This is a genomic window from Pararhizobium sp. LjRoot235 (genome assembly GCF_964254145.1).
In the GTDB taxonomy this organism is placed as follows: domain Bacteria; phylum Pseudomonadota; class Alphaproteobacteria; order Rhizobiales; family Rhizobiaceae; genus Pararhizobium.
Genome location: NZ_CAXUSP020000001.1, coordinates 1198727 through 1215518, shown reverse-complemented (window position 1 = coordinate 1215518; position 16792 = coordinate 1198727). Strand labels below are relative to the sequence as shown.

General features: G+C 59.3%; 13 protein-coding genes and 1 pseudogene. 7 read left to right on the top strand and 7 right to left on the bottom strand.

Translation table 11 applies throughout. The annotated features are described in order from the left end of the window. Positions 1-28 precede the first annotated feature (28 nt). Both ACSQ2Z_RS05795 and ACSQ2Z_RS05790 read right to left on the bottom strand, forming a co-directional pair. Positions 29-1699, bottom strand: coding sequence for a peptide ABC transporter substrate-binding protein (locus tag ACSQ2Z_RS05795; RefSeq protein ID WP_436080297.1), 1671 nt, complete (start codon positions 1697-1699; stop codon positions 29-31). A 36-nt stretch (positions 1700-1735) separates the two neighbouring features. Further along, positions 1736-3400, bottom strand: coding sequence for an ABC transporter ATP-binding protein (locus ACSQ2Z_RS05790; protein ID WP_436080298.1), 1665 nt, complete (start codon positions 3398-3400; stop codon positions 1736-1738). A gap of 905 nt (positions 3401-4305) precedes the next feature. Here ACSQ2Z_RS05790 and ACSQ2Z_RS05785 point away from each other — a divergent pair. The 7 genes from ACSQ2Z_RS05785 to ACSQ2Z_RS05755 all read left to right on the top strand — a co-directional run bounded on the left by ACSQ2Z_RS05785 (position 4306) and on the right by ACSQ2Z_RS05755 (position 12763). After that, positions 4306-5277 carry an ornithine cyclodeaminase family protein gene (locus ACSQ2Z_RS05785; RefSeq protein WP_436080309.1) on the top strand — a complete coding sequence of 324 codons (972 nt, stop codon included), beginning with the start codon at positions 4306-4308 and terminating at the stop codon, positions 5275-5277. A gap of 832 nt (positions 5278-6109) precedes the next feature. Continuing rightward, on the top strand, positions 6110-6985 hold the full coding sequence (locus ACSQ2Z_RS05780; protein ID WP_436080308.1) for a GNAT family N-acetyltransferase: 876 nt from the start codon (positions 6110-6112) through the stop codon (positions 6983-6985). A gap of 538 nt (positions 6986-7523) precedes the next feature. Further along, positions 7524-8648, top strand: a complete 1125-nt coding sequence (gene argE / locus ACSQ2Z_RS05775; RefSeq protein WP_436080307.1) for an acetylornithine deacetylase — start codon at positions 7524-7526, stop codon at positions 8646-8648. A 58-nt stretch (positions 8649-8706) separates the two neighbouring features. Next, positions 8707-9630, top strand: a complete 924-nt coding sequence (locus tag ACSQ2Z_RS05770) for a 2-hydroxyacid dehydrogenase (RefSeq protein ID WP_436080306.1) — start codon at positions 8707-8709, stop codon at positions 9628-9630. Positions 9631-9658: 28 nt separating this feature from the next. Continuing rightward, on the top strand, positions 9659-10012 hold the full coding sequence (locus ACSQ2Z_RS05765) for a cupin domain-containing protein (protein ID WP_436080305.1): 354 nt from the start codon (positions 9659-9661) through the stop codon (positions 10010-10012). A gap of 234 nt (positions 10013-10246) precedes the next feature. Continuing rightward, positions 10247-11710 (top strand): aldehyde dehydrogenase family protein, encoded by a 1464-nt coding sequence (locus ACSQ2Z_RS05760; protein WP_436080304.1) that lies wholly within the window; start codon positions 10247-10249, stop codon positions 11708-11710. Between the two features lie 9 nt (positions 11711-11719). After that, the gene (locus tag ACSQ2Z_RS05755) at positions 11720-12763 is read left to right on the top strand and encodes a tartrate dehydrogenase (RefSeq protein ID WP_436080303.1); all 1044 of its coding nucleotides are present in this window, start codon (positions 11720-11722) and stop codon (positions 12761-12763) included. A 365-nt stretch (positions 12764-13128) separates the two neighbouring features. Here the strand turns inward: ACSQ2Z_RS05755 and ACSQ2Z_RS05750 are convergent, their stop codons facing one another. The 5 genes and pseudogenes from ACSQ2Z_RS05750 to ACSQ2Z_RS05730 all read right to left on the bottom strand — a co-directional run bounded on the left by ACSQ2Z_RS05750 (position 13129) and on the right by ACSQ2Z_RS05730 (position 16722). Continuing rightward, a complete protein-coding gene (locus ACSQ2Z_RS05750; RefSeq protein ID WP_436080302.1) occupies positions 13129-13572 on the bottom strand; it encodes an Lrp/AsnC family transcriptional regulator in 444 nt (147 codons plus the stop codon). 62 nt (positions 13573-13634) lie between these two features. Next, positions 13635-13742 (bottom strand): annotated as a pseudogene (locus tag ACSQ2Z_RS05745) (homoserine kinase); the annotation flags it as partial. A 148-nt stretch (positions 13743-13890) separates the two neighbouring features. Further along, positions 13891-14094 carry a hypothetical protein gene (locus tag ACSQ2Z_RS05740; RefSeq protein WP_436080301.1) on the bottom strand — a complete coding sequence of 68 codons (204 nt, stop codon included), beginning with the start codon at positions 14092-14094 and terminating at the stop codon, positions 13891-13893. Between the two features lie 151 nt (positions 14095-14245). Beyond that, on the bottom strand, positions 14246-15664 hold the full coding sequence (locus tag ACSQ2Z_RS05735; protein WP_436080300.1) for an aldehyde dehydrogenase family protein: 1419 nt from the start codon (positions 15662-15664) through the stop codon (positions 14246-14248). Next, entirely contained in the window at positions 15661-16722 is a 1062-nt protein-coding gene (locus ACSQ2Z_RS05730) for a homoserine dehydrogenase (RefSeq protein WP_436082993.1), read from the bottom strand. The genes ACSQ2Z_RS05735 and ACSQ2Z_RS05730 overlap by 4 nt, the downstream gene beginning before the upstream one ends. Positions 16723-16792: the final 70 nt, after the last annotated feature.

The following is a 16792-nucleotide window of genomic DNA, read 5'->3' as shown; positions in this document are numbered from 1 at the left end:
CCGCAACGCGCGACGGCGGCGGCGTAGGTCAGCTCTTCCAATGCCATCCGGCGGCATGCCAGGATGCGACGCGGGCGTTGGAATTGGCCTCGAAACCCTCGAGCCCTTCCTTGCGGCCGAACACGTTGGTGTAGGCAAACAGCGGCAGGAAGGGCAGGTCCTGACGGACGATTTCCTGCACCCGAAGATAGATGGCGCGCCGTGCTTGCGGGTCGAAGGTGCGGGCACCTTTTTCGAGCAGCGCGTCGACCTCGGGGTTGGAGTATTGGCCGGTGTTCGAGCCCTTTCCGCCCTTTGCAACAATTGCGCTGGTGTGCAGGCGGTTGGTGACGTCGGGGTCGGCCGCGATGACATAGGTTACACCGGAAATTGCCGAATCGAACTGCGACTTGAGCCAGAAATCGCCCCACATGACCGCCCCTGGCAGGTTCGATATGGTCATCTCGACGCCGATTTCGGCGAACGTCTGCTGCAGGAACTGCTGCACCTGCTCACGCAGGTTGTTGCCTGAAGTCGTCGAGTTGGCGAACGACAACCGAACGCCGTCCTTGGTGCGGATTCCATCCGGACCCGGTACCCAGCCGGCTTCGTCGAGGATCTGGCGCGCCCGGTCGAGGCTGTACTCCTGCGCCGGCAGGTCCGGATTGTAGTAATAGGAATTCTGCGGCATGAACGTCTCGGTGAGGGCGTGGATCCCGTAATAAATTCCTTCGAGGATCGCTTTCCTGTCCATTGCGGCGTAGAGCGCCTGGCGCACCGCCGGATCCTTGAATTGCGGCTTCTCAAGATTGAGATAGATCGACTCGACCGAGGCCCCCGGCTCCAGGGTCACCACATGACCCGACAATTTGCTGGCTTCCTCGTAATGGTCGGCGGTTATGTATGCCTGGTCGACAAGGTCGATGTCGCCGCTTACAAACTGGGTGTAGAGCACCGTCATGTCAGGAATGTATTTGAGGACGAGCCGCTCGATATATGGACCTTCGCCGAAATATTCCGCATTCGCGACGAGTTCGATATGGTCGCCGGCAATGCGCTGCGCCCATTTGAATGCGCCGGTGCCGACAGGCGCCTGATTGAAGGCGGCGGCGTTGGGGTCGGCCTCTTTTTCGAGGATGTGCCTGGGAACCATGAAGGTTTCGGCGAGAAACGACAGGTATGGAGCAAAAACGCTCTCCATCCGCCAGGTGATCTCGGTCGGCGAGACCACCGTGATATCGCGCACCAAGGAATGGCCGCTCGTGCGCCACGCGCGGAATTTCGGATTGGTGATGAGTTCGAGAGTGAACTTCACATCCTCGGCCGTGAAGGGTTCGCCGTCGTGCCAGCGGACGTCGTCACGCAGACGAACACGCCACTGCAGGCCGTCCTGCGAAATGCCGCCGTTCTTCTGTGTGGGCACCTCGGCTGCGAGATTGGGCTGAAGAACGCCCTTGGGGTCCATTCGAAAGAGCGCATCGAACACCGAGAAATGCAGTGCATCGTCGACCTCGGTATGCGCCATCAGCGGGTTGAAGACGGTCGGTTCCTGCGAAAGCCCGACGACGACGCGGCCGGTCGGAGTTGTTGGAAGGTCTTGCGCAAAGGCAGGTTTGCCGAACAGGTTGGGTGCGGCAAAGCAGGCGACGCCGCCCGCTGCCATCAGGCGCAGCGCGTCGCGTCGCGAGTAGGTCGATCCGGTCGTGAAATCCTTGGTCATAATGTCTTCTCCCTCGTGGCGATAAGCGCCGTAGCCTCAACAGTTCGCAGCAATCGGCCGGGTGCTCCTCGGCCGCTCTCCAGGAATTGCCGCCACCAACTCACGCGTGTAGGCTGATTGCGGATCCAGGAAGATTTGAGATGGCGGACCGTGTTCGACAATCCGCCCTTTCTGCATCACTGCGATTTCGTCGCAGATCTGGCTGGCGACGCGCAGATCATGGGTGATGAAGATCATCGATACGCCGGTCTCTCGTTGGATTTTGTCGAGCAGCTCGAGAATCTGAGCCTGGATGGACACATCGAGAGCAGAAACTGCCTCGTCAGCCACCAGCAGTTTTGGTTTGAACATCAAAGCCCGGGCGATGCCGATGCGTTGGCGTTGCCCACCGGAGAACTCGTGCGGATAGCGGCCGAAGGCGCCGGCATCGAGGCCGACATGGGACAGCAACGCTCGTGCCTCCTCACGTGCCTGGGAATAGGACATCCCGTGCGCGACGGGTCCCACGGTCAGGATTTGCCCGATGGTCGAACGCGGGTTCAGCGATGCGAAAGGGTCCTGGAAGATCATCTGGATTCGAGGCCGCAGCGGACGGAACTCGGATTCCGAAAGCTTGGCGATGTCGTGGCCCTCAAACAGGATTCGACCGCCGTCGCTGTCCTGGAGCTTGATCAAAAGTCTTCCCAGCGATGATTTGCCGGAACCGCTCTCGCCGACAACGCCGAGCGTGCGCCCATGCGCCAGGTCGAACGAAACATCGTTCACCGCAGGCACGACACGCTGGCTGCCGAACAGCGCGCTGCCGCTGCGATATGTCTTGGCCAGTCCCTCGACCTTCAGGATCGTCGCCTTGCTGACGGTCTCCTCAGGGAGACGATCCTCGCCGGTCAGGCGCGGGACGGCCGCGATCAGGCGCTTTGTATAGGGATGGGTGGGTGATTTCAGGACCTGCTCGGCGCTGCCTTGCTCGACGATGCGCCCCTTCTCCATGACCACGACACTGTCCGCGATCTCTGCGACGACGCCGAAGTCATGGGTGATGAACATCACGCTCATGCCCTTGCGACGTTGAATGTCCCGGATCAGCTCGAGAATCTGCGCCTGCGTCGTGACGTCGAGTGCTGTCGTCGGCTCGTCGGCGATCAGGACACTCGGTTCGAGCGCCAGCGCCATGGCGATCATCACGCGCTGGCGCTGGCCGCCGGAAAGCCGGAACGGGTATTGGAAGTACATGAGTTCCGGATCGGGCAGACCCACCTCAGTCAGCAACGCGACGGCCCGGCTGCGCCGCGATGCCTTCGTGCCAACCCCATGGGCGGCCATGGCTTCGGTAATCTGTTCGCCCACCGTCATCAGGGGGTTGAGCGCCGACAGCGGATCCTGGAAAATCATCGATACGACCCGGCCGCGCATATCCCGCAGCTTTTGCGGCGATGCGCCGATGATCGCCGTGCCGTCAAGATGAATGGAACCCGACGAGACCGGGATTGCCTTCGGCAAGAGCCCCATGATCGTATTGGCCGTTACCGACTTGCCTGAACCAGACTCGCCGATAATGCAGAGGATCTGACCCCGCTTGAGATCAAACGAGATGTTCTCGACGGCATGAGCCCGTTCCATGCCTTGCGGCAGGTCAACTGTCAGGCCGCGCACCGAAAGTGCCGCGTCGTCTACCAGTATGGGCTTCGTGTTAACGGCCATCAAGGCTCCTCCTCTTCAACGGCGCCGGTAAATCTGCTGTGGATTACGACTTCGCTCCTCGCTCCGCAGTTAATCTATGTAAGTCTCTGCTTATTCTCCGCCGGGCCTCATTGCTCCGCAAGTGAATGTGAATGGGATCGAAACCCTGCATCCACAATTTCGGGGCACGGCACCTGCGATTGTCGGCCATTCGGACCCCTCGAACGCGTTTATCTCGACGTTTCGATGCTCCCAATGCCAAGCAGTATGGCCGCATATGTTCCCATGGAATCGCTGAAACGTGCGTTGTCGCAGCAGGAACTACCGAAAGGAAGGTCGAAATTAGCATATTCTCATTCCCGGATCCGCGAGGCTGATGGGCAGGAACCCAGGGGTTGCCGGTGTGCATCGCAACAACAGGCCGGGTGGTAGTCCATTAAGTGGGTCGTCGTCCCAATGCCATGGCTCACGCCGTTCATGTCAAACGAGGCCTCCGTCGCAATAGTTTCCTTCAACATCCAAGCTGCGGTTGCGGACCGACGCACATATTCAACGTCTTCGGCCTTGAGCAGAGCGACCTTTCACGCCGGACTTGCCAGCTTGCTCGTGGCGTTGAGGCCGGTGAAGCCGCGCCAATGACCACGGCCGCGAAATCCCCAAGACGCGTTCGATTGTGCATCTAGGACGCAAATTTCATTGCTGCGCGCAGCTTAAGCTCGTCTGCGATCGGAAGGGTGTCTACGCCCGGGCCCAGAGGGGCGGTGCGAATGGCTCTGTTTCACAACAATCGCCTTTCTTGAGGGCGGTAAACCACAGGATATTCTGTTCGCTCGCCAAATCCGCAGCACGGCTGTGGGAGCCGCGGTTTACTATCTACGCAGATTTCACATCAAATCATCGCGCAGATCCTGCGCAGGAGTGTTCCCATGCCCAGTGATGCTAAGTTTCTTCTGCTTGACGCCGATGACGTCAAGCAGCTCATGGAGCCGGCCAAGGTCTTCGACGCGATGAAGCGGGCCTTCACGCTGCATAGCCAGCGCGAAGGTCGCGTCTTTCCTGTTGTGCGAGAGCAGCTTCATACAGGCGGCGTTTTTGGCATCAAATCGGGGGATGTACCGAACGCGGATTTGCTCGGATTCAAGGCAGCCGGTTTTTGGCCGAGCAACCGAAAGGCCGGAAAGGAACCGCATCAGGCCATCATCCTCTTGATCGATCCGCACACAGGCAGGCCCCTTTGCTTGATCGACGGGAACACCATAACGACCGTCCGTACAGGTGCAGCAGGCGCTCTCGGCCTGACACTACTTGCGCGGCCGGAGAGCACATCCGTTTGCATTTTCGGCACTGGCACTCAAGCGCGGATACAGCTCAGCTTTGCCTTGCGCTACATGCCGATGATCCAGCGTGTCTCGTATCTGACGGCAACCGGACAACCCGACGATGGGTTCGAAAAGGAATACGGGCAGTTATGCACCCTCATCCACGCTCAAGACGCTGATGCGGCCGTCAGCGAAAGCGACATTGTCGTGACTGCAACGCCGGGTGGTGGACCCTTGTTTTCGCCCGGCGCGGTCCGCGCAGGCACACACTTCAATTGCGTGGGCGCCGACACGAAAGGCAAGCGCGAGCTCCCCGAGGGTATTCTTCGCCAATCGCGGCTCTTTGCAGACGATCGCGAGCAATCGCGTTCGATTGGCGAAGGTCAATGGGAAGCCGAATGCCCCTCGATCGAGATCGGGGATGTGTTGACGGGCAAGGTACGACTGATACGTGATCTCGAAGATATTACGGTCTTCGACATGACCGGATTAGCCCTTCAGGACTTGGTCGTCGCTGAAATGCTTTGGCACCTGGCCACCGCAAAGGGTCAAGGCACGACCCTGTCGTGGCCTTGGTAGATCCCGTCATCAACTCATCGCAGCACGTCGATGGCAGCGCCAGCTCTACGAACACCTCATCCAAAATCGGAGTTTCTGCAGGCTGAGCGCTGAGTCAGCCAAGGGTATCGGCCCAGCGAAGAACTCATGATCTATATGTTGCAGGACATGCTGCGCGCCGCGTTGCTTCGCGATGCGACCATGCCCCGAGAGTGCCAGCAATGTTTCACCATGAGCCCGAAGCCGATTCCCTTACATCCAAAATCCTCACCTGCGAATGACTTGATAGTCCCGCTTCAGCTAAAACAGCTGTAGAGTGGCGGGCAAACCAAACAACATGCTGGCGAGCACGCAAATGCCGCAGCCCATCCGTGGCGCCGGTGTTATTATATCAATCGTTGGATGGAGACCACGAAGCCAAGCGCATCGCAGCCGTCCATACTGCATGACGTTCCCCTCCCCCTACCCGGGTAGTTTTGGCTGCCGTCGAACAGGTCCGACGGCAGCCACTTTTTCTTGGACGTCATCGACGAGCTGGATCGCAAACAGTACCCGCGTATCCAAATGGAGGGTAATGCAATCAGCCTTGCCAGGATATCCTTGACGCTCATGAGCGATCAAGTTGCGTTTGGGGTTGGCCAGATGCCACCTAGACCACGCCGAGGTAAAAGTTTTCTCTGCTGAATAGGGAACGGGTTCAGCTGAAGATTTCGAAGGAATACCACGAACAAGCCAAATCTGCTGATCTTGGCGTGCGATACTGTGACTAGATTGCAATCTGCGCGAGGATCAAAGAAACTGCTGGCCCCGTGGTCGAGTTGCGCGATCCGGCGAACGGAGCGGATAGCCGAAAATGCAAAAATCAGTGCGCCTCAAGTCATTCGAATTGATCGCCCAGGATATCAACAGTGTCGATGTGAGCCTGCTTCACGCCCTGTCGATGGGCGTCGGTTGGCCACACCGGCCCAAAGACTGGGATTTCCTACGCCGCGCCGGCCGGGGCATCGTTGCGGTCGATGGGATAGGGCGTGTCTTTGGTAGCGCAATGTGGTTCCCCCATGGGGACGATTTCGCCACCATCGGCCTCGTGATCACCTCACCCCGCACGCAAGCACAAGGAAATGGGCGCTGGCTCATGGAACAAGTGTTTGAGCAGTGCGGCGGCCGCAATCTGAGCCTGAATTCGACAAAAGCCGCTTACAACCTTTATATTTCGCTCGGATTCACGACGGAAGCGATTGTCTATCAATACCAGGGAGACGTCACACCTAAGCTTCCTCCGCTGCCGGACCTAAACGGGCAACTGAGCGAGCTGTCGAGTGACATGCTCCATGAGATCGAAGCTCTCGATACCCAGGCCTTCGGGATCAATCGCGCGAGGCTTCTCGCGTTGCTTTCAGAAGGCGCATCCATTTGCACGCTCCGGCGCAGCGGCGAAATCGCCGGCTATTCCATGTGTCGCGAGTTCGGGCGCGGCCATGTGGTCGGACCGATCGTGGCAAGCAATGATCAGGATGCGATCCATCTCGTAGCCGTGCATCTTAAGGATCTGGCAGGCCAGTTCGTGCGCGTTGATACGCGCGAGAAAGGCGTATTCGCCGAGTTTCTTCAGCAGAGCCGGCTGACAGTTTCCGAGACCGTCACGACCATGTCCAAAGGACGCCGCTTCCTGAACCGCAATGAAGGCGAACCGGCGGTTTTTGGCCTAGCCGGCCACGCGTTGGGCTGACGCACGCCGCTTCGGCATTGGCTTTTGGTAACGAAAGGTGTGAAATTGAAAACCTAAGCCCAATGGCGAACCTTAACGATCGCGACGCGTTGTCAAGCCGGGCCAGCATCGGACCAATGTCGAACCGTGAGCTTAATCAAAGCGCCCCGTCGACAATCGCCATCGACCGGCCGCGCAAGCAGGGCGATGCGGGCATCGATCCGGTCGGTTTCGCGCAGCCGCGGACATATCGGCGATGGCCATCTGTATGGAAGCGATCGTCAGATCTGAATGTCCCTCACAGACCCTCAAACTCGTTGTTTGCTCGGCAGAGCGGGAAGACCGCGTCGCGCGCCGTGAGTCTCATCGCGCATGGAAGTGAAACGGCCGATAGGAATTGCTCGAGATAGCCTGCCCTTCGGAACAATATACTGAAAATGGGCCCGCTTTCGGCACGCAATCCGGCCGTAAGCCACTAAGCTTTGATCCAAAGCAATCTGCATGTCCCCGCAGGATGCTTATCAATGCCCAGAGAAGCCCTCACGTCCAGGTTCAGATAATGCAAGCCGTTGAAATTCTCGAACAGCTGGTGGCTTTTCCCTCCGTCGTTGGCCAGGCGAACGGCGCAATCGTCGAATGGATTCGCGCTTATGTCGCGCGGTTCAATCAAGAGGTGACCATTCTTCCGGGGCCGGAAGGCGATCGCTCGAACCTTTTCGCAACGATTGGTCCGAAGAGCGTCCCCGGCTATATCCTTTCGGGCCACATGGACGTGGTGCCGGCCAAAGAACCGGAATGGTCATCGGATCCCTTCGAGTTGCGCGCGCAGGCTGATCATCTCTACGGTCGCGGCACCTCGGATATGAAGGGCTTTCTTGCAGCAGCACTCGCCGCCTTGCCGGTACTCGCATCAAGGCAACTTTCGCAACCGATCCATTTTGCCTTTTCCTACGACGAGGAAGCGGGCTGCCGGGGCGTGCCGCATTTGATCAAGCGTCTTCCCGAACTCTGCGCCAAGCCCGAAGGCGCGATTATCGGCGAACCGAGCAACATGCGCGCGATCTGCGCCCATAAGGGCAAGGCTGCAGCGCGCGTTGAAATCCGCGGCCGGTCGGGCCATTCCTCGCGACCCGATCAAGGCTTGAATGCCATCCACGCCATGGCGGAGGTGTTGATAGACGCAGCCGCCGGAGCCGGACGTCTTGCACTTGGTCCTTTCGATGCGGCTTTCGACCCCCCCTACTCCTCCCTCCAGGTCGGTACGGTCAAGGGCGGACAGGCCGTCAACATCATCCCGGATGTGTGCGTCGCCGAACTTGAAGCGCGCGCCATTGCCGGCGTTTGCCCCGCTGCACTGCTCGCCCCGATCAAAGAAAAGGCCGAGAGCCTGCGAAGCCGGGGGCTACAGGTAAACTGGGATCTGATGAGCGCCTATCCAGCCTTGTCGCTTGCGACTGATGCACCACTCGCGCAACTGCTCAGGGAATTGACGGGGCAGGAGCCGCTTGCGGCGGTTAGCTACGGAACGGAAGCCGGTCTCTATCAGGAGGCTGGGATCGACGCGATTATCTGTGGCCCGGGCGATATCTCCCGCGCGCACCGGCCGGACGAGTTCATTCTCGTGGATGAGTTGATCGCCTGCCAGTCCATGATCGAAACGCTCGGCGTGCGGCTTTCCAGATGAAGAAGGCGCATACGGTGACAGGTGCGGATGCAACAGCGAATCTAACGAGAGAATACAGATGACGTTGCTCTTCAACTCCGACGCCGAACGCGGTCTTATTTTCCGGGAAGCTTTTGCCCGTGCGCTTCCGGACCTTCCCTTTTCCATGGACCCGGCAACCGTCGAACCTAACGACGTCCGTTACGTGATAACCTGGACGGTGCCCGACGACCTCGACCGTTACTCCAATCTGGAGATCCTCTTTTCAATCGGCGCCGGCGTCGATCAATTTCAGATCGACCGCCTGCCGGAGAGCGTGAAGCTGGTGCGCATGGTCGAGGATGGGATCATCCGCATGATGCAGGAATATGTGATGCTTGCGGTGCTGGCGCTGCACCGCAATCTTCCGGCCTATCTCCTCCAACAGAGAAACCAGAAATGGCAAGGCATTCCGCAGGCGCAGGCAGCCGACCGGACGGTCGGCGTTCTCGGCCTGGGCGCACTGGGCAGTGCAGTACTCGATCGCCTGAAGCCTTTTGGATTTGCCTTGTCCGGCTGGAGCCGCAGCCGTCGCGAGATCGAAGGTGTGGCCACCTATAGCGGACAAGACGGGTTGCAAGATTTTCTAAGGGACATCGATATTCTGGTCTGTCTGCTGCCATTGACGAAAGAAACGCGCGGTTTCCTGAATTCGGACCTGTTCGCCATGCTGCCGACTGGTGCCAGTCTCATCCACACCGGACGCGGCCCACAGCTCGATCATGCCGCTCTGGTCGAAGCACTTGACAGTGGCCATCTGGCGAGTGCGGTGATCGACGTAACGGACCCGGAGCCGTTGCCGCCCGGCCATGTCTTCTGGTCGCACCCGAAGATCATCCTCACCCCCCATGTCGCGAGCGTCACCCAGGCGGAAACGGCGGCAAGCGCCGTCATCGACAACATCAAGCGCCACCGCACAGGTCTCTGTCCGATCGGCCTGGTCAATCGGACCCGCGGCTACTGATCTGACAGTCAACCAAGAAAGGTTATCCATGACTCTGCTGAAAACCATCGACACCAATCCTGCCGCCACGCCGCGGGAATCGAAGCCCTTGCCGGAACGCCTCATCAGCGGCGACCCATCCTTCAAAACCTGGCCGCAGGACGTAACCCGCGGTGAGATGATCCACACTGGCATCTGGGAAGCGACGCCAGGGGAGACGCGTTCGATCAAGGGGGAGACGTTTGAGTTCTGCCACATCCTGTCCGGCATCGTCGAGATCACGCCCGACGACGGGGTGCCGACGCTCTACAAGGCAGGCGACAGCTTCGTGATGAAGCCCGGCTTTGTCGGCGTGTGGAAGACCATCGAGACAGTCCGCAAGATCTACGTCACCATCATGTGACACGATCCTGAGGGCCGCGCTCGCTTTGTAACCTCCGGCGGCCGCGCGTGCTCATGCGTCGCGCCGCCGCGTCTTCGTTACTCCCCGATAAGGCAACTGTCGTGCTGCTGCCCCCGAAGATTCAGCTGGCGGGACTTGGTAAAACGGCGTTTTCGTCCGTCTGCAGACGCCAGTCAACGCATGATGCGGGGGATCCGAAGCTAATCTTGTGCAAACCTATCGCAAGGACCTGTCATGACCCTCAGCTTCGACCCGGATTCGCTTTCACTGCCGAAGGGGCACTTCATCGGCGGCCGGCTGGTCGACGCGCCGGGCCGATTGCCGATCGAGCGCCCGTCTGACGCGAGGGTCTATTGGGATTGCCCGATTGCCGATGCGGGTATCGTCGATCAGGCGGTGGAGACGGCCCATCGGAGCCTGAAGGAAAGCGGCTGGGCAACCTTGCGCCCCCGCGAGCGCACCCGACTCATGCAAAGATGGGCCGATCTGATTGAACAGGAGGTCGTTCCGCTTGCCAGGTTGGAGGCCGTTGGCTCCACGCGTCCCGTGGGACACCTGATCGCCGGTGACATTGCAGCGACCGCGGAACAGATCCGCTTTTTCGCCGAGTTTGCCGACAAGGAAGGCAGCGACCTCGTCCCGACCGACGGCAACAGTCTCGGCATGATCATGACCGAGGCCTATGGCGTCGTCGGCGCGATCACGCCCTGGAATTTCCCGTTGTCGATGGCCGGCTGGAAGCTCGGCCCCGCACTCGCCGCCGGCAATGCGGTCGTGCTGAAACCCTCCGAGATGACGCCATTTTCAACGCTCTATCTTGCCGAACTCGCGGTGCGGGCCGGTCTGCCTGCGGGTCTCATCAATATTGTTCTGGGAGACGGTCCAACAACGGGGACGGCAATCACCGGCCATCCCGGCATTGCCAAGGTGAGCTTCACCGGCTCGACCGGCGCAGGCTCGGCCATCATGGCAAATATCGCCCGGACCGGCATCAAGCCGATGACACTGGAGCTTGGAGGCAAGAGCCCTCAACTGGTCTTTGCCGATGCCGATCTCGATATGACGGCCCGGGCAATCGCAACCGGCATTCTTGCCAACGCCGGGCAGGCCTGCGTGGCCGGATCGCGCCTCATCGTCGAGGCAAAGGTGGCGGATGCGCTGACAGAGGCTCTTGTCGCCAGGCTTGCGGCAATCCGTCCCGGTCCGACCTGGGACGAGGCCACGGATTATTCGCCAATCATCTCCGAACGGCAGATCGGCCGCATGGACAGCATCGTCCGCGCCACCGTCGAAGGCGGCGCCGAATGCCTGGCGGGTGGCAAGCGCCTCGACCGTGAAGGCTACTTCTACGCGCCAACGCTGATCTCCGGCGTGACGGCAACGTCGCCCGCCGTGCTTGAAGAAATTTTCGGACCGGTGCTGACCATCCAGACGTTCGAGGACGAGGACGAAGCGTTGTCTTTGGCCGACCACCCGACCTACGGGCTCGCAGCCGGCCTGTTCACCCGCGACCTCTCCCGGGCCATCCGCCTGATACGGCGCCTGCAGGCCGGCACGGTATGGGTCAATCGCTATGGCCGCTCGCGCGATCACATCCTGCCGACCGGCGGCTACAAGCAATCCGGCATCGGCAAGGACCTCGGACGTGAAGCCTATCTCGCCAACCGCAAGAGCAAGAGTGTGCTCATCAGCCTCTAGGGATTGACCATGAAGACCTACAAGATTGCCCTTCTGCCTGGAGACGGCATCGGCCGCGATGTCACCGATGCGGCCTGGACGGTGCTGGAAAAAGCAGCCGATATAGGCGGCTTTTCTTTGGCCGGAACCAGCTATGCCTGGTCCTGCGACTATTATCTCCAACATGGCACGATGATGCCGGCCGATGGCATCAACACGCTGAAGACCTTCGACGCCATCCTGCTCGGCGCAGTTGGCTGGCCGGCAAAAGTGCCGGATTCGGTGTCGCTGCACGGGCTGCTCCTGCCCATCCGCAAGGCCTTCGTGCAATATGCCAATATCCGCCCGCACCGGCTGCTGCCTGGCGTTCAGGGACCGCTGAAAGCCAATGGTTTCGACATTCTCTGCATCCGCGAAAACACCGAGGGTGAATATTCCGGCGCCGGCGGCCGCGTTCATCAGGGTGCTGACAATGAAGTGGCGATCGAGACCTCGATCTTCACCCGCAAGGGCGTGGAGCGCATCCTGCGCTTCGGCTTCGAGCAGGCGCGCGCGCGGCGCGGAAAGCTCGCTTCCGTCACCAAGTCCAATGCGCAGAAATATTCGATGGTGTTCTGGGACGAGATCACGCAGGCGCTTGCGCCTGAGTATCCCGATGTCGCGGTGACGAGCTATCATATCGACGCCATGGCCGCGCGCATGGTCATGGCGCCGGAAAGCCTCGACGTTGTCGTCGCCTCCAATCTGTTCGGCGATATCCTCACAGACCTTGGCGCCGCCATTCAGGGCGGGCTTGGTTTTGCCGCCTCCGCCAATATTAATCCGGACCGCTCGGCACCGTCGATGTTCGAACCCGTCCATGGCTCGGCGCCAGACATCGCCCATCTCGGCATTGCCAACCCGATCGCCGCCATCTGGTCGGCTGCGATGATGCTGGAGCATCTGGGAGAGAAAACCGCCGCTGACAACGTCATGGCCGCGATCGAGGCGACGACTGCGCGCGGCATCGGCGCCATCCCCGGCAAGGACAAAACAGAAGCAATCACCACAGCCGTGCTTTCGGCGCTTGGCTGACAAGAGAAGAGGACACAATGAACGAGTTGAAATATCGCAGTTCAGGAGCTGCTGACACGCGCACAACCCGCGAAATCGATCGAGGACATCGCTGCACGCCCCGGTACCTTCTAAAGCGCGACAAGCGGATTCCACCGCCAAATTCCAGCCACGTCTTCTCGGGCCGAGGAGTAGATTGACCGTCAGAACTGGAGATTTTCCATGCCCCCGCTTCAGAAAATAGAACCAAACCAGGCTCTGCATGACAATGCTGACGCGGTCGTGATTGGAGGCGGTATCGTTGGTGCCTTTTGCGTCTACCTTGGCGGGAGGTCGTTTCTGATCCTGCGGGATTCGGTTCGAGGAGATCGCGACGTCCGCTTTCCTCACCTGCGGATGACAGAGGAGAGGGCGAAAGCAGTCAGCGTGTCGCGCACGCCCGGTAATTCGGCTATCTGCTGCCATATCTGGCGGATGCGGTCGGCCTCGGGCGATTCCACTCGCACAACGAGATCAAAGTCACCGGTCAGTACGTCGCACGCAATGACTTCCGGGATTTTGCGCAGCGCCTGAATGACGTCGCCACCCCTCATTCGATCATGGCGGTAAACGAACATCAGCGCCGTCGTGACATGCTGTTTGCTGCCACCTTCGCCAGAAACGATGGTGTATCCCTTGATGAACCCTTCGCGTTCAAGCCGCTCAACACGGACCCGCACTGCATTGCGCGACAAGTTGACCTTGGCAGAAAGCTCAGCGTGCGAAATGCGTGCGTTGGCCTTTAATTCGCTGAGTATCTGCTCATCGGTTCGGTCAAGGAGATATTTCATGATCGCGTGGAGCCGGGATCATAGGTTACGACATATGGGTCAACTGACTTATAGGCAAGCCACGCCCGCTCCGGGTCGAGAGCGCCGGTGGTCTGGCTCGCCCAGCCAACCAACACGTCAGCGACTTCCGAGATGAGGACGTCGTCTTGGCGCAGCCTGAAGTTTAACCCCGCAATTGCCCGCTTTGGGCTCCGTTCCAAGATGGTGTGGATTTGTGCCATCACGCGGCCAAGACTTGCACACTTGGCGGAGTTCGCGTCGTTTGTGGCCGATCTTCATCAGACAACTCAGTAAAAACAGCCATTCTTCATGTCCTTGTTAAGTTGAAGAACTCGGCGAGAAGTCTGCAAACCCCGCGCTGCCGGCAAAAAGTTGGTCGATTTTTATCTTCGACAACTTCGCACAACTCCCTTTTCCTGCCAAAGCCTTCTTGGACAGATAAGCCGGCTGTATCCGACGCGCCTTGCAACGATCCAGATCGACCGCGATACCGTCGATGCAACGCTGCTTAAGAATTTCCATCCCTCTCGTCAACATCCGCGTGGATGATGTTGAGGCCGATGACAGGCTCCAGCATTCAATTGCAGTTGGCCCGCGCACGCGGTGATGGACCCTTTGAACATCTGTCAACTCCCGAATGCGCTGATGGGCTGCTGAGAAGAAGGGATGGCGGTTATCGCTTCAGCCGGTTGATGCACACGACCTTCGGCTGCGTCATGTCCTCATAGGCAAAACGCACGCCCTCACGTCCCATGCTGCCGTATTTGAAGCCACCAAACGGCATCGCATCGAAGCGATAATCGGACGAGTCGTTGATCATGACTCCGCCAGCATCGATCTTGCTGGCCGCATCCAGAGCTCCTTCAAGGTCATTTGTGAAAATGCCGGCGTGAAGACTGTATTCGGAGCTATTTGCCATCGCGATCGCTTCAGCCAGCTCATCAAACGGCTGGAGGATCACGATCGGAGCAAACACTTCTTCGTTCCACACGTCGCAGCTCGCCGGAACATTCTCCAAGACCGTCGGCGGGTAGAGATTGCCAGCCGGCTTGTGGCCGCAAAGCAACGTCGCGCCAGCACCGAGCGCACTGTCGACCATCGCGGCGGCTCTGCCGACCGCTTTTCCCGAAATCATGGGACCGACATCGGTGTCAGCGTCGAGCGGATTACCGGTCTTTAGCTTCTTTGTGTCTGCGACGAACTTGGCCCTGAACTGCTCATAGATGGAGCGCTGGATCATAATCCTCTGCGTTCCGATGCAGTTTTGACCGGCTGCCCAATAGGCTCCGGATACGCAGCCGTCGACAGCGGCATCAAAGTCACTATTCTCCATGACGATGACAGGAGCATTGCCGCCAAGATCCATGGCAAGCTTTTTGATGCCCGCATTTCTTGCGATCGCCTCGCCTGTGGCAAAACCGCCAGTGAAGGAGATCATCCGAACATCTCTTGCCGAAACGAGAGCCTTCGCAAGGTCCGAGCCGCCAATCGCAACGGTGATCACCTCGTCGGGCAGACCACTTTCGACAAGTACATCTACCAGCTTGATTGCGGAAAGAGGCGTGAGCTCCGATGGCTTCAACAAAACAGCATTGCCGCCGGAGATTGCCGGGCCAAGCTTGTGAGCCACAAGGTTCAGCGGGTCGTTGTAGGGGGTAATGGCGGTGATAATGCCCAGAGGCTCTCGCGTGTACCAGCCCTGGCGAGCCTCTGATCCGGCGTAAGAGTCGAACGGGATCACTTCGCCGGCGTTGCGCCTGGCCTCATCGGCGGAAAGCTTCAGCGTATTGACGCAACGGGTCGCCTCTTTCCGGGCCTGAGTGATCGTCTTGCCGGCCTCCTTGACGATAAGAAGTGCGAACTCCTCGCAACGCGCTTCGACTGTGGCCGCCGCTTTCTCAAGAATTGCCGAGCGCTTGTGACGGGATAGAGATTTTGCATCCTGCGCTCCCCGCCTTGCCCGCTCCAGGAGCAACTGCAGGCGTGCGGCAGTTGTCTCTGTGACCCGTCCGACGATGGATCCGTCGAAAGGATTGGTGACGACAATCTCGTCAGCTGCAGCCGTTTCGCTCAAAGCAAGATTGTGCATCATGCAGCCTCCTTCGCGGTGACCGAAGAATGAGCATTGTGAATGGCAACAATGTCCGAGAGCAATGCGTAAGCTGTTTCAATGCGACCTGCGCCCGGACCGGTTATCGTGACTGAACCGAGCAGCTCGGTGTTTAGCGACACCGCGTTGGTCGCTCCGTTGACGCCAGCCAGAGGATGATCAAGCGAGAGCTGCTTCGGCGACACACTGCAGGCCACCCTGCCGTCGTCGCTGCGAACCGCAGAGCCGATCAGCTTCCAGCGGCTATGCGCCTTCGCGGCAGCTTCGATGTCGGCGGGTGAAAGATTTGAAATACCCTTGCAGGTTACATCCTCAGGCTTAAGGTTCGCCCCCAGCAGCTCGTTTGCCAGGATCACAACCTTGAGGCGGACATCGAAACCTTCGACGTCGGCAGTCGGATCAGCTTCGGCGTATCCTAGTTGCTGCGCTTCTTTAACCGCCGAGGCGAAATCCAGGCCGCCTTCCATGCGGCCCAGAACGAAATTGGAGGTACCGTTGAGGATGCCTTCGAAACCGTTCACTTCAGCAGCGGCGAGAGTTTTTTCAGCCATGCGGATGACCGGCGTGCCGCTCATGACAGAGCCTTCATACTCGAAACCAACACCGTTCGCTTTCGCCAGGGCCTTGAGCTCCTGAGCAGCAAAGGCCACGGGACCCTTGTTGGTGGTGACAACATGTTTGCCGGTCTGCAGCGCCCAGCGGCAATGGGAGACAGCGGGTTCACCGTCCTTGGGATTGGTGAAGGTTGCCTCGACGATGATGTCGGCAGGCGCGTTCTTGATGATGGTTTCATTGTCTGCTTCGGAGCTGCCGCCCGAGAGCTGCCCGAAGCCGCCTTTGGCGAAATTTGCTTCAACGAGCGTTTTGGCATCAAGGCCATTCGGGGAGATCACCGAACCGAAATATAGGTCGCTGACTGCAACAATGTTCAAGCGAAAGCCAAGGTCGCGCTCCCAGAGCTGGTTTTTCGCGGCAATGAGTTCGGCCAAAGCGCGGTTGACGCCGCCAAACCCGATAAGTGCGATTCTGTAGACTGTCATGAGGGGTCCTCCGGTCAGATTTCTGTTTGCCATTCTCCGATGCGGACCACTCAGCGGGAACGATGCAAAT

Excerpts from the sequence above, each read along its gene's own strand:
- ACSQ2Z_RS05780 (WP_436080308.1), top strand. The coding sequence starts at position 6,110 with ATGCAAAAATCAGTGCGCCTCAAGTCATTCGAATTGATCGCCCAGGAT.
- ACSQ2Z_RS05750 (WP_436080302.1), bottom strand. The coding sequence starts at position 13,572 with ATGAAATATCTCCTTGACCGAACCGATGAGCAGATACTCAGCGAATTA.
- ACSQ2Z_RS05765 (WP_436080305.1), top strand. The coding sequence starts at position 9,659 with ATGACTCTGCTGAAAACCATCGACACCAATCCTGCCGCCACGCCGCGG.
- ACSQ2Z_RS05740 (WP_436080301.1), bottom strand. The coding sequence starts at position 14,094 with ATGGAAATTCTTAAGCAGCGTTGCATCGACGGTATCGCGGTCGATCTG.
- argE (WP_436080307.1), top strand. The coding sequence starts at position 7,524 with ATGCAAGCCGTTGAAATTCTCGAACAGCTGGTGGCTTTTCCCTCCGTC.
- ACSQ2Z_RS05770 (WP_436080306.1), top strand. The coding sequence starts at position 8,707 with ATGACGTTGCTCTTCAACTCCGACGCCGAACGCGGTCTTATTTTCCGG.
- ACSQ2Z_RS05735 (WP_436080300.1), bottom strand. The coding sequence starts at position 15,664 with ATGATGCACAATCTTGCTTTGAGCGAAACGGCTGCAGCTGACGAGATT.
- ACSQ2Z_RS05795 (WP_436080297.1), bottom strand. The coding sequence starts at position 1,699 with ATGACCAAGGATTTCACGACCGGATCGACCTACTCGCGACGCGACGCG.
- ACSQ2Z_RS05785 (WP_436080309.1), top strand. The coding sequence starts at position 4,306 with ATGCCCAGTGATGCTAAGTTTCTTCTGCTTGACGCCGATGACGTCAAG.
- ACSQ2Z_RS05790 (WP_436080298.1), bottom strand. The coding sequence starts at position 3,400 with ATGGCCGTTAACACGAAGCCCATACTGGTAGACGACGCGGCACTTTCG.
- ACSQ2Z_RS05760 (WP_436080304.1), top strand. The coding sequence starts at position 10,247 with ATGACCCTCAGCTTCGACCCGGATTCGCTTTCACTGCCGAAGGGGCAC.
- ACSQ2Z_RS05730 (WP_436082993.1), bottom strand. The coding sequence starts at position 16,722 with ATGACAGTCTACAGAATCGCACTTATCGGGTTTGGCGGCGTCAACCGC.
- ACSQ2Z_RS05755 (WP_436080303.1), top strand. The coding sequence starts at position 11,720 with ATGAAGACCTACAAGATTGCCCTTCTGCCTGGAGACGGCATCGGCCGC.